This window comes from Methylobacterium sp. PvP105 (genome assembly GCF_017876975.1).
GTDB classification, from domain to species: domain Bacteria; phylum Pseudomonadota; class Alphaproteobacteria; order Rhizobiales; family Beijerinckiaceae; genus Methylobacterium; species Methylobacterium radiotolerans.
Genome location: NZ_JAGIPA010000001.1, coordinates 5,582,639 through 5,598,818, shown reverse-complemented (window position 1 = coordinate 5,598,818; position 16,180 = coordinate 5,582,639). Strand labels below are relative to the sequence as shown.

15 protein-coding genes are annotated in these 16,180 nt (G+C 72.5%); 10 read left to right on the top strand and 5 right to left on the bottom strand.

Annotated elements, in window-relative coordinates; all coding sequences use genetic code 11:
• The first annotated feature begins 1 nt into the window (after position 1).
• Together J3A75_RS27330 and J3A75_RS27325 are read left to right on the top strand one after the other, a co-directional pair.
• Positions 2 to 337, top strand: coding sequence for a GIY-YIG nuclease family protein (locus J3A75_RS27330; protein WP_012320985.1), 336 nt, complete (start codon positions 2 to 4; stop codon positions 335 to 337).
• On the top strand, positions 334 to 1,293 hold the full coding sequence (locus J3A75_RS27325; protein WP_071000074.1) for an alpha/beta fold hydrolase: 960 nt from the start codon (positions 334 to 336) through the stop codon (positions 1,291 to 1,293). Before J3A75_RS27330 ends, J3A75_RS27325 begins: the two co-directional genes overlap by 4 nt.
• 28 nt (positions 1,294 to 1,321) lie before the next feature.
• On the opposite strand, the gene J3A75_RS27320 is transcribed toward J3A75_RS27325, so the two are convergent.
• Positions 1,322 to 2,257, bottom strand: coding sequence for a helix-turn-helix domain-containing protein (locus J3A75_RS27320; protein ID WP_043074455.1), 936 nt, complete (start codon positions 2,255 to 2,257; stop codon positions 1,322 to 1,324).
• Between the two features lie 225 nt (positions 2,258 to 2,482).
• Here J3A75_RS27320 and J3A75_RS27315 point away from each other — a divergent pair, with 225 nt between their 5' ends.
• Complete coding sequence (locus J3A75_RS27315; RefSeq protein ID WP_053621243.1) at positions 2,483 to 3,454, top strand: bifunctional helix-turn-helix transcriptional regulator/GNAT family N-acetyltransferase; 972 nt, start codon at positions 2,483 to 2,485, stop codon at positions 3,452 to 3,454.
• Positions 3,455 to 3,578: 124 nt separating this feature from the next.
• Here J3A75_RS27315 and J3A75_RS27310 read toward each other — a convergent pair whose 3' ends face one another.
• Together J3A75_RS27310 and J3A75_RS27305 are read right to left on the bottom strand one after the other, a co-directional pair.
• Positions 3,579 to 5,252 (bottom strand): ABC transporter ATP-binding protein, encoded by a 1,674-nt coding sequence (locus J3A75_RS27310; RefSeq protein WP_071000073.1) that lies wholly within the window; start codon positions 5,250 to 5,252, stop codon positions 3,579 to 3,581.
• A 364-nt stretch (positions 5,253 to 5,616) separates the two neighbouring features.
• Positions 5,617 to 5,889: a hypothetical protein gene (locus J3A75_RS27305; RefSeq protein WP_012320980.1), complete on the bottom strand. Its 273-nt coding sequence runs from the start codon at positions 5,887 to 5,889 to the stop codon at positions 5,617 to 5,619.
• A 314-nt stretch (positions 5,890 to 6,203) separates the two neighbouring features.
• Here J3A75_RS27305 and J3A75_RS27300 point away from each other — a divergent pair, with 314 nt between their 5' ends.
• On the top strand, positions 6,204 to 8,066 hold the full coding sequence (locus J3A75_RS27300; protein ID WP_209650827.1) for an amidohydrolase: 1,863 nt from the start codon (positions 6,204 to 6,206) through the stop codon (positions 8,064 to 8,066).
• Between the two features lie 15 nt (positions 8,067 to 8,081).
• Here J3A75_RS27300 and J3A75_RS27295 read toward each other — a convergent pair whose 3' ends face one another.
• The gene (locus J3A75_RS27295) at positions 8,082 to 9,008 is read right to left on the bottom strand and encodes a LysR family transcriptional regulator (RefSeq protein WP_012320978.1); all 927 of its coding nucleotides are present in this window, start codon (positions 9,006 to 9,008) and stop codon (positions 8,082 to 8,084) included.
• Positions 9,009 to 9,125: 117 nt separating this feature from the next.
• Between J3A75_RS27295 and J3A75_RS27290 the strand changes: the two genes are divergently transcribed.
• The 6 genes from J3A75_RS27290 (at position 9,126) to J3A75_RS27265 (ending at position 15,692) form a co-directional block, all read left to right on the top strand.
• Complete coding sequence (locus tag J3A75_RS27290) at positions 9,126 to 10,442, top strand: CitMHS family transporter (protein WP_012320977.1); 1,317 nt, start codon at positions 9,126 to 9,128, stop codon at positions 10,440 to 10,442.
• A 25-nt stretch (positions 10,443 to 10,467) separates the two neighbouring features.
• Positions 10,468 to 11,805, top strand: coding sequence for an acyclic terpene utilization AtuA family protein (locus J3A75_RS27285; protein ID WP_024829003.1), 1,338 nt, complete (start codon positions 10,468 to 10,470; stop codon positions 11,803 to 11,805).
• Positions 11,806 to 11,823: 18 nt separating this feature from the next.
• Complete coding sequence (locus J3A75_RS27280) at positions 11,824 to 12,159, top strand: hypothetical protein (RefSeq protein ID WP_012320975.1); 336 nt, start codon at positions 11,824 to 11,826, stop codon at positions 12,157 to 12,159.
• A 255-nt stretch (positions 12,160 to 12,414) separates the two neighbouring features.
• Positions 12,415 to 12,702: a hypothetical protein gene (locus J3A75_RS27275; protein WP_012320974.1), complete on the top strand. Its 288-nt coding sequence runs from the start codon at positions 12,415 to 12,417 to the stop codon at positions 12,700 to 12,702.
• A 911-nt stretch (positions 12,703 to 13,613) separates the two neighbouring features.
• Complete coding sequence (locus tag J3A75_RS37295) at positions 13,614 to 15,047, top strand: tyrosine-type recombinase/integrase (protein ID WP_043074449.1); 1,434 nt, start codon at positions 13,614 to 13,616, stop codon at positions 15,045 to 15,047.
• 81 nt (positions 15,048 to 15,128) lie between these two features.
• Positions 15,129 to 15,692, top strand: coding sequence for a metallophosphoesterase family protein (locus J3A75_RS27265; RefSeq protein WP_043074448.1), 564 nt, complete (start codon positions 15,129 to 15,131; stop codon positions 15,690 to 15,692).
• On the opposite strand, the gene J3A75_RS27260 is transcribed toward J3A75_RS27265, so the two are convergent.
• Positions 15,689 to 16,171 carry a hypothetical protein gene (locus J3A75_RS27260; RefSeq protein WP_052516919.1) on the bottom strand — a complete coding sequence of 161 codons (483 nt, stop codon included), beginning with the start codon at positions 16,169 to 16,171 and terminating at the stop codon, positions 15,689 to 15,691. The two genes, J3A75_RS27265 and J3A75_RS27260, sit on opposite strands and share 4 nt — an antisense overlap.
• Positions 16,172 to 16,180: the final 9 nt, after the last annotated feature.

Sequence of the window (16,180 nt, the reverse complement as noted above, 5' to 3'; positions counted from 1 at the left end):
GATGCCGAGAGAGGCCCGGAAGGCGGCCGTGAACGCCTACAAGGATCGCGCGGTCGAGGCCGGCATCTACGCGATCCGCTGCGCGGCCACCGGCGAGACCTGGGTCGGCGGAGCCCCCGACCTGCCGGCCATCAGGAATCGCCTCTGGTTCACCCTGCGCCTGGGCACGAACACGCACCGCACGCTCCAGGACGCCTGGAACCGGCACGGCGCCGACGCCTTCGCGTTCGAGATCGTCGAGCGGCTGGACGAGGAGGCGAGCGGCTACGTCAGGGACCGGGCGATGAGGGAGCACCTGACCCGATGGGCGGACCGCCTGGGGGCGGTCCGGATATGAGTGCGCCGGACGCGTCGGGGCACCTGCCGGCCAACGGCGTCACCCTGGCCTATGACTGCTTCGGCGACGCGGCCGCCGAGACGATCCTCCTGATCGCCGGTCTCGGGACGCAGATGATCCGCTGGACCGAGGCCTTCTGCCGGGCGCTGGCGGAGCGCGGCTTCCGGGTCGTGCGGTTCGACAACCGCGATTCGGGGCGCTCGACCGCCTTCACCCCGCACGGCGCCACGGACTTCGCGGCCTTGTCGGCGGCGCTGGCCGAAGGTCGGCGGCCGGACCTCGCCTACACGCTGGCCGACATGGCGCAGGACGCGGTCGGGCTGCTCGATGCCCTGTCGGTCCGCCGCGCCCACGTCGTCGGCCGCTCCATGGGCGGCATGATCGCCCAGATCCTGGCGAGCGAGCATCCCGCGCGGGTTGGATCCCTCACCGCGATCATGTCGAGCACGGGCAACCCGGGCCTGCCCCCGGCCGCGCCCGACGCGATGGCCCTGATGATGCGGCCCGCCCCCGACCCGTCGCTGGACGAGGCGGGCTTCGTCGCGCAGGCCGTCGCCGTCGCCCGGCGGCTGGCCGGCCGGTCCGACCCTCTGGACGAGGCGGCGTACCGGGCACTCATCCGCGCGGAGCTGCGCCGCGGCTACGTCCCGGGCGGCTTCGGACGGCAGCTCGCCGCGCTGGTCCTCGCGGGCGACCGACGCGCCCGGTTGGCGGCGATCCGCGCGCCGACCCTCGTGGTGCACGGGACCGAGGATCCCCTGTTCCCGCTCGCCTGCGGGCAGGACATTGCCGACTCGATCCCCGGCGCGGCCTGGCTGCCCATCCAGGGGATGGGACACGACCTGCCGCCGTCGCTGCACGGCCCCATCGCCGAAGCGATCGCGCGAACCGCGCGCCGCGCGACCCCGTCGGTGCCGGGCGAACAGCCGGCCATCGATCCGGGGCGCGGCGCGTGACGGCTCGGCCGCGGCGGTCCCGGTCGCATCAGCCGCCGCTGCGCGAGGCGCGGTAGTCGCGCGGCGTCAGGCCGTAGGCCTCCCGGAAGGCACGGCTGAGCTGGGCGCTGCTCCCGAAGCCGTAGGCCTCCCCGATCTCGCCGATCGACCGCGGCTCCAGCGGATTGTCGAGGGCGGCCCGCACGGCCGCGAGGCGCTGCCGCGCGCGGTAGCGTGCCACCCCGCCTTCCGGTTCGAACAGGCGGTAGAGCTGGGAGCGCGATATGCCGAGCGCCCGCGCCATCGCGTCGATCCGGGGCGGCGCGGCGAGCTGGCCGCGGATGAGCCGCTTCGCGGTCCTGAGCCGGGCGGCCTCGAGCGGTGCGGCCGCGCGGGCCGCCCCGTCCAGGCTCGGGCGCGCGCAGGCCGCGACCATGTGGAGCGTGGCCTGGGCGATATGGGCCGCGTCGGTCGCGGTGATCGCGTCGCTGTGCGCCGCCAGGCTCCGGATGTGGTCGGCGAGGAGGTGGCCCGCGCCGCCGGACAGGATCAGCCCGTGCATCGCGTCCTCGTCCGGCAGCACGGTCGCGATCGCGGCGCGCGAGACCGCCAGGATCAGCGAGTCCGTTTCCGGAACCCGGCTGCGGCGGTACGGCTGCGACAGGTCGTTGAGGCTGACCGCGCCCGCCGGAACCTCCACCACGCCCCGTTCGGTCTCGACGCTGTAGGCGTGCCGGCTCAGGTGCAGGACGAAGCCGTCCTGTCCGTCGCGCCGGATCTGGGACCGGGACCGCGCGGGCCCCTGCGGCGCGGCGTTCATGACGCGCAGGGCCATCGGGCCGATCAGCGTCGTCTCGATCCGGCCCGTGAAGCCGTGCGGATCGGCGTCGAGGTCGTGGGCCGAGAACAGCGCCCGCCACGCGGCGAACCGGTCGCGCTCCGGCAGGGCATCCGTGGTGAAGAGGGACCGGGGTACGAAGTTCACGGCGGGACCGACGACCGAGGGTTGGCGATTTTACCTTACGTTGCGCATCCGGCCAGTCCCTATCGGACACAATCTACGATCGCCCGCAGCCGGCCCCGGCGGGGCGGCCGCGGGGGCCCCTGATCCACCGCGCGACCGCGGTGGCGCCGGTGCGCGCAGGCCCCGGAGCCGCACGGGCTTGCACGAAACATAACGCGTTATATAAAACGGGGCCGGGAGGACCACATGCCCGCAGACATCCTCGACGATCTCGGACCGCTGTTCCTGGGCAGCCGTCTGAAGCGTCTCGCAGACCGCTTCCAGGCCGACGCCGCCCGGATCCTGCGGGACGAGGGGCTCGGTATCCAGCCGGCCCAGTTCCCGATGCTCGCCGCCATCGACCGTTACGGCCCGCTGACCATCGGCGACGCCGCCGCCGTCCTCGGCGTCAGCCAGCCGGCGGCCACGCGCACGGCGGCCAGCCTCGTCGAGCTCGGACTGCTCGACGAGACGCGGTCGGGTGCGGACCTTCGCCAGAAAGCCCTGTCGCTCAGCGGCGCGGGCGAGGCCCTGATGGCGCGCGCCAAGGGCGCGCTCTGGCCGCGCGTCGACAGGGCCGTCGCGGGCCTGTGCGCCGGGCTGTCGGGGCCCCTGCTGGATCAGATCGCCGCGCTGGAGCGCAGGCTCGACGCCGTCCCGTTCGCGGCCCGCATCCGTGAGGACGACGCGGCCGGCGACGCCGCGACGGGCCTGACGATCCGGGACTACACGGACGCGCTGGCGGGCCGCTTCCGCGACATCAACGCCGAGTGGATCGAGGCGATGTTCGCGCTGGAGGAGAACGACCGCCGGATCCTGTCCGATCCCCGCGGCCAGATCCTGGACCGCGGCGGGCTCATCCTCTTCGTGGAGTCGGCGGATCTCGGCATCGTCGGCACCTGCGCGCTGATGCGGACGGATGCGGGCTGCTACGAGCTGACCAAGATGGCCGTGTCCGCGCGGGCCCGGGGCCGCAAGGCCGGCGAGCACCTGCTGCGGGCGGTGCTGGCCCGCGCCGCGGCGATGGAGATCGAGACGCTCTACCTGCTCACCAACACCCGGTGCGAGGCCGCCGTGCACCTGTACGAGAAGGTCGGGTTCCGGCACGATCCGGAGATCATGGACCGGTTCGGCCGGCGCTATGCCCGCTGCAACGTGGCCATGCGCTACCCCCTGTGACACCGCCGGCCCGGGGCTACCATTCCCCGCGTCCCGGCTCGCGCCCTCGGCTCGGCGGCAGAGGATCCGCAGACGCCCTGGCCCGCGGACGGTGTCGCTCTCCCGTCGGCCGCGGGCCCCGGCGTCAGACGGCCGCCTCCGGGACCGGCGCGCGCCCCGCGCGGTCCGACGCCAGGCGGACGACCTGATCGCCGTCGCGGACCGAGGCCATCCGGTGGGTGACTGCCACGATCGTCAGCCGGTCGGCCTGCCCACGCAGGCCGTCCATGACCTGGCGCTCCGTCTCCGCGTCCAGCGCCGAGCTGGCCTCGTCCAGGACGAGGACGCTCGGATCCGCGTAGAGGGCGCGGGCGATCGCGATCCTCTGCCGCTCGCCGCCCGACAGCTTCAGGCCGCGCTCGCCCACCACCGTCTCGAAACCCTCCGGCATGGCCTCGACGCGCGCCAGGATCGACGCCCGCTCGGCGGCCGCCCGCAGGCGCGCGGCGTCGAACGGGCGCCCCAGCACGATGTTGACCGCCAGGGTGTCGTTGAGGAGCATCACGTCCTGGGGCACGACGCCGACATGGGCGAACCAGTCGCCGCTGCGCACCCGGGCGAGGTCGACGCCGTCGACCAGGATCCGCCCCTCGGTCGGGGCGAGCCCCTTGAGCAGCATCTTCAGGACGGTGGATTTGCCCGATCCGGTCTCGCCGACGAGGAAGGTGGGCCTGCCGCGGCGGGCGGTGAAGCTCAGGTCGGCGACGCCGCGCCCGTTCGGGTAGCGGAAGCCGACCGCCTCGAACGCGATCGTCCCCTCCGCCCCCCGGTAGGGGAGCGGATCGGACGGTTCGGCCTCCTCGGGCGCGGCCCACATCCGGGCCAGCGGGCGGAAACGGGCGGCGGCCTCCGCGGTCTCCTTGATCGCCATGCCGACGAGGTGGAACGGTTCGCTGAGCTGGATCAGCATCGTGTTGAACAGCACGATGTCGCCGACCGACAGCAGCCCGGCCTCGTAGCGCGGGAGGAGCATCAGGAACGTCACGGCCAGCTGCAGCGCGGCCGCGGCCCCGAGGGCGCCGCTGAACACGCCGCTCGCCAGCGCGAACCGGCGCCAGTTCGCGTACGCGTCCGCGGCCCCGGCCGCGAAGCGCGCGCTGATCCAGGCCTCGCCGCGGGTCTGGCGGAGCGTGTCGATGAGGGTGATGGCGTTGCCGACGAGCCGCGCGTTCTCCTGGCCGCGCTCCATGGCGGCGTCCAGGAAGGGCCGCACGCGCCCGATGCGGAGGTAGTCCAGGCCGATCACGACGGCCCCGTAGACGAGCACGATCGCGGCCGTCTCCCAGCTCAGGAGGCTGCCGAGGAGTGCGGCCCCGACGCCGATCTGCACGGCGCCCGGCAGGAGCCCGCCGATCGCGAGCTGCGTGACGACGTTGAGGGTCCGGGCGCCTTCCTGTCGGGCGCTGCCGACCTCCGCGGGGTTGTGGTCGAGGAAGAAGGCCGGGGTCTTGCGCAGAAGGCGGGCGAAGAAGGCGGCGTTGGCGATGACGCCGAGGCGCTCTGCGGACAGGAAGGCCATGAAGCGGGCGGCCTGACCGCACGCTCTCGCGACCCCGTAGAGGACCGCGTAGAGCAGCAGCAGATGCAGGGCCGCCGCGGTGTCCGGCCCGCGCGCGAGCGCGTCGACGGCGCGGGAGAACAGGTACGGGGCGGACACCGCCGCCACGGCGCCCGCGAGGGTGGCGGCCAGAACCAGCAGGATCGTCCAGCGCGCCTCGTGCCAGTAGGCGCGGAGAAGGGAGCGGAGAATCGGCGCCATCGCTGCGGGGGTTCGTTTCCGGCGCCGGACAGGATCGTCGGTGCGCGCGGCCTCGTCGACCCGGGCGTCGCGCGGCTGCCCGGCCCGGCACGATCGGGAACGGCAGGATCCCGCGGCGGTGGGACCGCGGACCGCGGATCCGGTCGGACCGCAACAACGGGGACGAAGCCCGGGCGATGTGCAGCGAGCCGCTCCAGGCTGGGGAGGCTCACGGCACAGTAGACGTCAGATCCCGCACAAGAGTGGAGATGCGCGCCCAGACGAGACGCTGGACGCGATGTCCGGGACGAGGCCCGGGCCGCCGAGCGACCGGGCCGGGAGCGAGGGGCCCTGCCTCGGGCGTCGCGACCGGCCACGCCCGCGCTCAGTTGCAGCCGTCGCAGATGCTGCGCTCGATCTTGTTGAGCCGGGCGCGCTCGCGCTCCTGCACGGCGGGCGGCGGCACTTCGCCCGGGCCGAGGGACGTGCCGGGGGGCTTGGTCACACCGAGGCTGTTGGTGTTCGGCGCCGTGATCGTCGAGGCCGGGCCGCCGCCCGTGCCGGTCTGGTCGGGCGCCAGGCCCTGGGCCGCGAGCGTGGCGGGCACGGCCAGGCTCAGCAAGGCCAGGCCCGCGGAGCGGAAGAGGGTTCGGGTCATTGTACCTCCCGTCATCGAGCGCGCGTGAAGCAACCTGGCAGTATCCGTCGCCTGGCGGAACCGCCTTCGTCCGATCGTGAGCCGGACGGCTCCACTATCCCCCGTAATCCGACTGGCCGATAGAGTCCCCATGGCGATCGGCGTGATCGGATCTTTGCCCGGGCTGGCCGCCGACCCGGGCGACCTGAACTGGTCGTCTCGATCATCCCGCGAGATCTGGGCGGACGGCTCTTAGCCAATCTCTAATAAATTTTAGCGAAGTATTTACAAGAACAGGATCGGGTCTCGTCGGGACCGGGAGGCGGGAGGCGTTCATGTGCGTCGCGTGTGATTGGGCGCCCCACTTCCAGGCCTTCGGCGGACACGCCGTCAATCGGCGCGCGGTGCTGCGGTCGGGCGCTGCCATGACCGCGACGGCCATGACCGCGACGGCCGTGACCGCGACGGGCATGACCGCGACGGCCCTGGCGCTGGACCGCGTCCCGACGGGCGCCCGCGCCGGACAGGGGAGCGGCCGCGCGGCCGCGGCGGAGCCGGCCGACGTCGTGTTCCACAACGGTCCCGTCTACACGGTGGCGGGGCCGGCCCCCTGGGCCGAAGCGGTCGCGGTCCGCGGCAACACCATCGTCCATGTCGGGGACGCGGCCGGCGCGATGGCGCTGGCCGGCCCGGCCACGCAGGTGGTGGATCTCGAGGGCCGGCTGTTGATGCCCGGCTTCGTCGAGGGCCACACCCACCCGTTCCTCGGCGCGTTCCTGACGTCCGGGGTCGACCTGCAGCTCGACGACCTCGCCCAGGTCCTCGCGGCCATCGAGGCCCACGCGCGGGCGCATCCGACCGGACCGATCCGCGGCTTCGGGTGGCGCGTCGACATGTTCCCCCCGGAGGGCCCCAACCGGGCCGAACTCGACGCCATCCTGCCGGACCGGCCGGCCTTCTTCTTCGCCATCGACGGGCACAGCCTGTGGGCCAATTCCAGGGCGCTGGCGATGGCCGGCGTCGACCGGGACACGCCCGACCCGATCCCGCGCTTCAGCTACTACGCGCGCGACCAGAAGGGCGACCCCACCGGCTACGTGCTCGAGGTCAACGCGGTCCTCGAGCTGGTCAACGCCGTGGAGCCCATCAGCGTCGCCGCCATGGGCAGCCTGCTGGAGGGCTGGCTGCCCAAGGCCGCGGCCGCGGGCATCACCACGGTCTTCGACGCGGGCGTCCCGCCCGTCGGCAGCGATCAGGCCGCCATCATCGCGCTCTACGCGGAGGCCGAGAAGCGCGGCACGCTGCCGTTCCGCGTCTCCGCCTCCTACTCGGTGAAGTCGCTGCCGATCGACGACACGGTCGAGCAGTTCAACGCCGTGCGTCGGCAGGTCTCGAGCGAGTTCGTGCACGTCGACATCGTGAAGATCGTCGGCGACGGCTCGCAGGGCGGCTACACGGCGTGGCTGATCGAGCCCTACGCCGACCTGCCCGACTCGACCGGAGGGTCGCCCTTCACCGAGGCGCAGTGGCACGACCTCGTCGGCGCGGTCGACGCGGCGGGCTTCGACGTCCACGTCCACGCCTGCGGCGAGCGCACCGCCCGCGTCGCCCTCGACGCCATCGAGAAGGCCGTCGCGAACAACCCGGCCCGCGACCGGCGTCACGCCATCGCGCACCTGGTCTATGTCGAGGACAGCGACGCGCCCCGCTTCGCCCGGCTCGGCGTGACCGCGCAGTTCTCGGCCAACTGGTCGTCGGCCGATCCCGACACGCTGCAGAACATGATGGCGCGCTACGGCGCGCATCGGGCCAGCCGGATGTACCGGACCCGGACGATCCTGAGGCAGGGCGGGCGCGTCTCCTTCGGCACGGACTGGCCGGCGGCCGGCTACGTCTCGACCTACGAACCCCTGAAGTCGATCCAGGTCGGCGTGACGCGCCAGCTGGTCGGCCGGCCGGACGCGCCCGTGCTGAGCCCGGCCGAGGAGCGCCTGACGGTCGCGGAGGCGATCCACGCCAACACGATGGGCGCCGCCTATCAGCTCCGCATGGACGACAGGATCGGGTCGGTCGAGGTGGGCAAGCGCGCCGACCTGATCGTCCTCGACCGCAACATCCTCGCGATCGATCCGCACGAGATCCACCGGACCGCGGTCGTCCTGACCATGATGGACGGCGTCGTGCGGCACCGGGCCTGAGGATCCGACCGCCGCTCAGGGGCTCGGCGCGGCGCCGGCGTCTGTCCCGCCCGGATCCGCGAGCCGGTCCGCCACCATCCGGCAGAACGCCTCGGCGGCCGGCGGCATCGTCCGCCCCGCCTTCTTGATCAGGCAGACCGGACGCTCGAACAGCGGGTCGTCGATCGCCCGCGAGCGGAGCAGGGGCTCGGCCCGGATCTCCCGCGCCGCGCCCGGGAGGATCGTCAGGCCGAGGCCGGCCCGGACCATGCTGACCGCGGTCATCATGTAGGTGGCCTCGCAGGCCACGCGGGGCAGCCGGCCCGAGCCGATGAAGGCGCGGTCGACGACCGCCCGCACGCTCGTGGCCGGATCCATCAGGATCAGGGGGTGCTCGGCGAGCGCCGCGATCGTGACCCGGGGCAGCGCGCCGATCGGGTGATCGGCCGGATAGATCACGTGCAGGGCGTCGCGCGTCCGGTGCAGGACGCCGATCTCCGGATCGCGGACGTCGCCGCCGACGATGCCGAGATCCGCCTCCTCGCCGCGCACGAGGTCGAGCACCCGCTGCGCGATGACGTCCTTGATCCGGAAGGTCACGGCGGGGTGCTCGGCGCGGAAGCGGACGATCGCGTCGGACAGCACGCTCGCCGCGAAGGACGGCAGCGTCGCGACGCGCACGACCCCGTGGCGCCGCGCCGCGAGGTCGCGGGTGTCGACCACCACCGCGTCGAGGTCGCGCAGCACACGCTGGAACACGGGCAGCAGGTCGCGGCCGAGCCGCGTCGGCGCGACGGTGCGGCTGGTCCGGTCGAGGAGCCGCGCGTCGAGCGTCTCCTCCAGGCGCCGGATCTGAACCGTCAGGGCGGGCTGCGACAGGTTCAGCAGGGCGGCGGCCCGGGTGAAGCTGCCGGCCTGGACGACCGACACGAAGGCCCGCACCTGCCGCAGGTTGAGATCCATAAACTCAGGCTATCGCTGCGATCCGATCTTTTCAATTGTGTCATGAAGTGTTCCGCCGTCTCCTGACCCGATACAGGCGCGGATTCGAACCGCGCCGGCGCCCAACGGGAGGAACGGATGCTGGCCCTGCTCGGCCTGTGCACGATCGCGCTGCTGCTCGCCGTCATCCTGACCAAGCGGATGTCGCCCCTCGTGGCGCTGATCGTCATCCCGGTCGCGGCCGCCCTGATCGGCGGGTTCGGCTTCGAGACCGGCAAGTTCGTCCTCGCGGGCCTGCAGAGCCTCGCGGGCGTCGTCGGCATGTTCGTGTTCGCGATCCTGTTCTTCGGCATCGTCAGCGATGCCGGGATGCTCGACCCGATCATCGACCGGATCCTCGCCCGGGTCGGCACCCGCCCCACCCGGATCGTGCCCGGCACCACCCTGCTGGCGCTGCTGATCCACCTCGACGGGTCGGGTGCGGTGACGTTCCTGATCACCATCCCGGCGATGCTGCCGCTCTACGACCGCGTCGGCATCGACCGGCGCATCCTGGCCTGCGCCGCCTCGATGGCGGCCGGCGTGAACTTCCTGCCCTGGACCGGGCCGATGATCCGCGCCTCCGCCGCCCTGAAGCTGCCGATCCCCGAGATCTTCTCGCCCCTCGTGCCGGTTCAGGCGGTCGGCCTCGTCTTCATCTTCGCCGTCTCGTACTGGCTCGGCCTTCGGGAGGAGCGCCGTCTGGCCCACGTCCCCGGCGCCGCGGGGGCCGCCCCCGGCCCGGCCGCGACCGCCCGGATCCTGAGCGACGCGGAGCGGACCCTGCGCCGCCCCGACCGCTTCTGGATCAACCTCGTCCTCACGGCGGCGGTCCTGGGGACGATGGTCTTCCTGGCCGAGAAGGTGCCGCCGGCGCTGATGTTCATGCTCGGCACGGCGCTCGCGCTGGTCATCAACTACCCGCAGGTCGACGCCCAGCGGCAGCGGATCGACGCGCACGCCAGGGCCGCGATCCTGATGGCCTCGATCCTCCTCGCCGCCGGCGTGTTCACCGGGATCATGCAGGGCACCGGCATGCTCAGGGCCATGGCCCAGACGGCCGTCACCTTCGTGCCGCCGGAGATGGGGCGCCACATCCCGTTCGCGCTCGGCCTCGTGTCGATGCCCCTGTCGATGCTGTTCGACCCGGACTCGTTCTACTTCGGCGTCCTGCCGGTGGTGGCGGAGGTGGCCCACCAGCTCGGCGTCCCGCCGGTGCAGGTCGCCCAGGGGGCGCTGCTCGGCCAGATGACGACGGGCTTCCCCGTCAGCCCGCTGACGCCCGCGACCTTCCTGGTCTGCGGCCTGACCGGGATCGACCTCGCCGACCACCAGAAGTTCACCTTCCCGTTCCTGCTGGCGGCCTCGGTGGTGATGACCCTCACCTGCGTCGTCCTCGGGGTCTTCCCCCTCTGATCCCTCTGACAGCGGAGAGCGCGCCATGAGAATCGTCCGCCTCGGTGCCGGCGCGGGCTATGCCGGGGACCGCATCGAGCCCGCCGTCGAGCTCGCGGAGCGCGGCGACATCGACTACCTCGTGTTCGAGTGCCTCGCCGAGCGCACCATCGCGCTGGCGCAGCAGGCGAAGCTGCGCGACCCCGAGGGCGGCTACGACCCGCTGCTGGAGGCGCGGCTGCGGGCCGTGCTCGGGCCGTGCCGGGCTCGCGGCATCCGCGTCGTCACCAACATGGGCGCGGCCAACCCGGTCGCCGCTGCCCGGAAGGCCGGGGCGCTCGCGCGGGAGATGGGCCTCGCCGGCCTGCGGATCGCGGCGGTGACGGGCGACGACCTGCTCGACGCGGTGCGGGCCGGCGACTTCGTCCTGGAGGAGAGCGGCGAACCGGTCGCCAGCCTCGGCAACCGCATCGTCTCGGCGAACGCCTATCTCGGCGCGGCGCCGATCGTGGCCGCCCTCGCGGACGGCGCCGACGTGGTCATCACCGGCCGCGTCGGCGACCCGGCCCTGTTCCTGGCCCCCCTCGTGCACGCCTTCGGCTGGGCGATGGACGATTGGGAGCGCCTGGGCCGCGGCACCCTCGTGGGCCACCTCCTCGAATGCGCCGGCCAGATCACCGGCGGCTACTTCGCGGATCCCGGCTGCAAGGACGTCCCGGACCTCGCGCGCCTCGGCTTCCCCATCGGGATCGTGGCCGAGGACGGCACCGTCGAGATCGCGAAGGTCGCGGGCTCGGGCGGCCGGATCAGCCTCGCCACCTGCAAGGAGCAGCTGCTCTACGAGGTGCACGACCCGGCCCGCTACCTCCAGCCGGACGTGGTCGGCGACTTCTCCGGGGTCGAGATGGAGCAGGTCGGCCCCGACCGCGTCCGGGTGAGCGGCGCGACCGGCGCGCCCGCGACGGGCCTCCTGAAGGTCTCGGTCGGGTACGTCGATTCCTATATCGGCGAGGGGCAGATCTCCTACGCCGGGCCCGGTGCCCTGGCCCGCGGCCGTCTCGCCCTGGCGGTGGTGCGCGAGCGCCTCGCCCTCACCGGCGTGGCGACGCGCGAGCTGCGCTGCGACCTGATCGGCGTCGACGCGCTCCACGGCGCGGCGCTGTCGGGCGGGCGCGAGCCCTACGAGGTCCGCCTGCGGGTCGCCGGGCGGACCGAGACCCACGCCGAGGCCGTGCGGATCGGCAACGAGGTCGAGACGCTCTACACCAACGGCCCGGCCGGCGGCGGCGGCGCCTGGAAATCGGCCCGCGAGGTGGTGGCGGTGCAGTCGGTCCTCGTCCCCGCCGCGCTCGCCCGCCCGCGCGTGCACGTCGTCGAAGCCTGAGAGCCGGGAGTCCCGAGGATGAAGCTGCGCGCGCTCGCCCATGCCCGCACGGGCGACAAGGGCAACACGTCGAACATCGCGCTGATCGCCTACGACGCGGCGGATTACGAGCACCTCGCGGCGCACGTCACGGCCGAGCGGGTGCGGGAGCATTTCCGCGGGATCGTGACCGGCGGTGTGACCCGCTACGCGCTGCCGAAGATCGGGGCGCTGAACTTCGTGCTCACGGGCGCGCTCGGCGGCGGCGTCACCCGCTCCCTGGCCCTCGACGCGCACGGCAAGGGCCTCGGCTCCGCGCTCCTCGATCTGGACATCCCGGACCGGCCCGGAACCGGGGGCGCGCCGCCGCGGTGAGGCCGCCGGCCCGCCGCGCGATCCCGGGCCTCAGCGCCAGCCGAGCAGCACGAGGAAGCTCGAGAAGGTGAGGGCCGAGGCCATGAGGGTGAGAACGAGCGGATCCATCCCCATCGGCTAGCGGTCGGCCGCCGGCGCGGCCATCGGGCGTTCGGCCGCTGCGGCATGATCGCGGGCGGCCCGCGATCCGGGTTCGAACCACAGGCCGCCCACGACCGTTGACGGTCGTTCAGCGTGACCGTTCGAAGAGCCCAGATGGACCGCCCCCGTCGCGTCGGACTGCCCTGGTACGCCCCGGAGCAGTACCAAGCCCTGCGCACCAGCCTCGCGGACGGTGCCAAGCTGCCGCCCGACTACGAGACCTGGCGCATCGCCACGGAGCAGATGGAGCGGGAGGTGCAGCGCAGCGGCGTCGAGGTCGTGCGCGTGCCGATCGAGCCGGAGATCTTCGCGGCGTGGTGCGAGCGCGCCGGGCTCCCGCGGGATGCCGCGGCGCGCGCCCGGTACGCGGCCGCCGCGCTGGCGGCGGATTGGGCCGTCTGAGAGCGCCCCGAGCGGGGCGACGCGCGGAGGAGGCGGCCGCCGGGACTCCGCGCGGGCGCAGGTCCTCACCGACCGCACCGGCGCGCAACCGGATCGGACCGACGGCGCCTTGCGCGGGCGGCTCGGCCTGCTCCCTCGGCGCCCGTGGGCCGGCGTCGTGCGTGTCATCCAGCCGGGCCGTCCAGACCTTCGCGGCCGCCGACCGGAACGGCAACCCGTTCCTGCCAGCGCGGGACCACCCTGTTCGCCCGCGTCGCGCGCACCGGTTTCGGCGCCGCCGACCCGAGCCTCCAGGGGTGGCGCCCAGTTCAAGGGCCGCCCCGTCGGCGACCGTGTCTACAGTGCCTGCATCACGGTGAAGGGCTGCCGGTACGGCGAGCCGCGCACCGTGTCCGGAACGCCGACACACCGGTGGTGAGCGGTCCGCCGTACCCGCTCAGGGCGGCCGGTTGGGACAGAGCGGAAGCGCGGCCCGTCATGCCGCATGGGACGAAGGCCGCGCCGAATCCGGGGCCGGAGCCGCGTCGGGATCGGCGGAGGTCCCATCCGGGAGGGCCCGCGCCCGGATCAGGCTTCGGCCATCGGGAAGGTCTCGGCGAGCGCGCATCGGAACGCGGTGCTCCAGAGGATGCTCCGTTGCAGCGCGCCTTGCATCGCGGACAATCAGCGCGCGGCACTCGGGCTTCATTCCCCCGCAGCGAAGGTGGCACCGAGTGACCAAGCCGGTCGGGCGAAGGAAGAAAATGCCGATTCATCAGCACCTTCGACGGTGCTGGCGGAGACGGAGGGATTAGACCCCAAGCATCGCTTAACCGATTCTAGGATAAGCAAGCCCCGGCGATTGCACGGAATCGCGGTTCGAGATAGCGGTACGACTGCGGTACGAACCCCCTCCCGAGGACGTCCATCCAGTGCCCCGCAGAACCAACACAGGCGTGCGCTACCTCGCCGAGTATAAGGGGTACTACCGCGTGACGATGGCGGTCCCCCGGCAGCTCCAGGACCAGCTCGGCCAGCGCCTCGTCAAGGGGCTGGACACGCAGTCCCTGCTCATCGCGAGGGCTCGCGCCCCGCAGGTCATCGCCGAGTTCAAGCGCCGGATCGAGGATGCCTGGACGGCGCGCGGAGGCAAGAAGCACAGCCTCCTCGCCGAGGCCCTGGAGGTCCGGGGCATGCTGCAGGACGCGGACGAGGACATGGAGCACTTCCTCCGCCAGGGCATGAACGAGCGCATCGACAAGATCCTCAGCAAGGGGGCGACCTACAAGACGGTGTGGAACCCCGAGCTCGGCCCGGACGAGATCCGCATCCCCACGAAGGAGGCCCTGGCCGAGGCGGAGGAGTACCGGCAGATCGTCCGTGGGAGCACGCCGATCGCCTACCACCACGAGTCGTTCATGCGGACGCTCAAGATCGCGGACCGGTCGAAGCTCGACGAGCCGCGGGCGCTCGGGATTTTCCTGGACTGGCTGTCGACCCGGAACCCTCCGATCCAGCCCTTCATCGAGAACGTGACCCGGCCCGTCGCGCTCCGGTACATGGACGAGATGCCCGCCTACACCGGGCTCGCGTGGGGATCCAACGCGAAGTATTTCGGGAGGCTCAAGTTCTACTGGTCTTGGCTGTCGAAGCGGGGCTTCGCCAAGGGGAACCCGTTCCATGACCTGACGATCGCCAAGGACAAGGTCGCGCACGACGAGGAGGAGCGGGCGTTCACGGACTCGGAGATGCAGCGCCTGTTCATGGGCGACCCGCCCGAGGGCAGGTCCATGCTCGACGTCATGTGGGTGGCGGCCCTGACCGGGGCCCGGCTCGACGCGGTGATCGACCTGCGCGTCGGCGAGTGCGACGACGGCTGGTTCACCTTCAAGCCGCAGAAGAAGGAGAAGTCTTCGCGCGACGTGCCGATCCACCCGGACCTGCTGCCGATCGTGCGCCGGCGCATCGAGGGCAAGAAGCCCGACGACGACCTGTTCCCCGAGTGGCCGGCCCCCAAGCCTCCCTCGGTCAAGCCGCGTTCATCATATTATTCGAAGAGGTTCACCAAGTATTCGCGTGATATCAAGGTTCGTGATGAGCTGGAAGGCAAGAGAAGGTCTCTAATCAACTTTCATTCATTCAGAAGATGGTTCATCACGAAGATGGAGCGCGCGGCCGTCCCGGGCGACCTCATTGCGGCCATCGTCGGCCACAAGCGGTCCGGGCTGACGCTCGGCCGCTACAGCGACGGCCCCGAGATGGGGGCCGCCATAGAGGCCATCAAGAAGGTGCGGATGCCCCCGCTCGACGGCAGCGTCGTCATCGAGGACCGCAGCCTTACACCGCGCCGCAGGAGGCAAGCATGAAACCGTTCCCCCGTTCGAATCCCGACTCCTCCGCCAAACCCTAGGGCCTCGCAGGGGGTCCGCCCCCTACGGATCCTCGCCATGACCATTTTCCTGACCGCCGACCAGCACTTCGGGCATTCCCAAATCGCCAGAATGTGCGGCCGCCCCTTCGACGACCGCGACGCCTCGGCCATGAACGAGGCCATGGTCGCGGCCTGGAACGCCCGGGTCCGGCCGGCGGACGACGTCTGGCACGTTGGCGACTTCGCCATGAGGCTGAAGGCGGGGCCGCTGCGCGAGATCTTCGACAGGCTCAACGGGACGAAGCGCCTGGTCCGAGGCAACCACGACCACCGCGACACGCTCGACCTTCCGTGGGCCGAGCCGCCGCGCGACCTCGTCGAGACGACGGTCGAGGGGCAGAAGCTCGTCCTCTGCCATTTTCCTATGCGCGCGTGGCGGGGGTCGATGGGCAGCGCCATCCATGCCTACGGCCACGTGCACGGCCTGTTCGAGCCGACTCGGCTGAGCCTGGACGTCGGCGTGGACGCATGGCCCGGCATGGAACCGGCCAGCCTCGCCCAGGTCGTCGCCCGGGTCGAGCGGTCCGAGCTGGAGCCGGAGGAGCAGCGGCTCGTCCGGGAGCGGCGGGAGAGGGCTTAGAGCAGGTCCTGCCCGCGCGTCTCGCTCCAGTCGACCGGCCCGGCGGCGAGGACCTGCCCCACGAAGGCGTCAAGGTCGAAGTCTTCCTCAGGGGCGGCCTCGGCCGCGGGCGACCCAGATTCGCGCGGTGGCTCGCCGTCCGACCCGGGCTCGCCTTGGGCCCCGGGCGGGGCCCCTGCATCGTCGGCGGCGGCATCGAGGGTGGCGGCCCGCGTCCGCAGGTCGGCCGCGGCGGCCCGGGCGATCGCCGGCAGGGAATCGACGACCCACTTCGGGACTGGCTTCGCCGCATCGGTCTCCAGGAGCCACTGCGCCACGCGGGCGCGCCCGATCTCGCGACCCGTCGCCTCGTGGATCGCCTTGGCGAAATCGGCGTGCCAGGTCCCGGTCCTCGCGCCGAAGGACGCATCCCCGATCCGGCGGACGAGGTCCCGGCGGCGTCCGCGCTCTCCCGCGTCAGTGAACTCGCGCGCTCCCATCGGTACCTC

Bases quoted from the DNA above. Each gene is read 5' to 3' on its own strand.
- J3A75_RS27330 (WP_012320985.1), top strand. From the start codon at position 2: ATGCCGAGAGAGGCCCGGAAGGCGGCCGTGAACGCCTACAAGGATCGC.
- J3A75_RS27325 (WP_071000074.1), top strand. From the start codon at position 334: ATGAGTGCGCCGGACGCGTCGGGGCACCTGCCGGCCAACGGCGTCACC.
- J3A75_RS27315 (WP_053621243.1), top strand. From the start codon at position 2,483: ATGCCCGCAGACATCCTCGACGATCTCGGACCGCTGTTCCTGGGCAGC.
- J3A75_RS27310 (WP_071000073.1), bottom strand. From the start codon at position 5,252: ATGGCGCCGATTCTCCGCTCCCTTCTCCGCGCCTACTGGCACGAGGCG.
- J3A75_RS27305 (WP_012320980.1), bottom strand. From the start codon at position 5,889: ATGACCCGAACCCTCTTCCGCTCCGCGGGCCTGGCCTTGCTGAGCCTG.
- J3A75_RS27300 (WP_209650827.1), top strand. From the start codon at position 6,204: ATGTGCGTCGCGTGTGATTGGGCGCCCCACTTCCAGGCCTTCGGCGGA.
- J3A75_RS27295 (WP_012320978.1), bottom strand. From the start codon at position 9,008: ATGGATCTCAACCTGCGGCAGGTGCGGGCCTTCGTGTCGGTCGTCCAG.
- J3A75_RS27290 (WP_012320977.1), top strand. From the start codon at position 9,126: ATGCTGGCCCTGCTCGGCCTGTGCACGATCGCGCTGCTGCTCGCCGTC.
- J3A75_RS27285 (WP_024829003.1), top strand. From the start codon at position 10,468: ATGAGAATCGTCCGCCTCGGTGCCGGCGCGGGCTATGCCGGGGACCGC.
- J3A75_RS27280 (WP_012320975.1), top strand. From the start codon at position 11,824: ATGAAGCTGCGCGCGCTCGCCCATGCCCGCACGGGCGACAAGGGCAAC.
- J3A75_RS27275 (WP_012320974.1), top strand. From the start codon at position 12,415: ATGGACCGCCCCCGTCGCGTCGGACTGCCCTGGTACGCCCCGGAGCAG.
- J3A75_RS27265 (WP_043074448.1), top strand. From the start codon at position 15,129: ATGACCATTTTCCTGACCGCCGACCAGCACTTCGGGCATTCCCAAATC.
- J3A75_RS27260 (WP_052516919.1), bottom strand. From the start codon at position 16,171: ATGGGAGCGCGCGAGTTCACTGACGCGGGAGAGCGCGGACGCCGCCGG.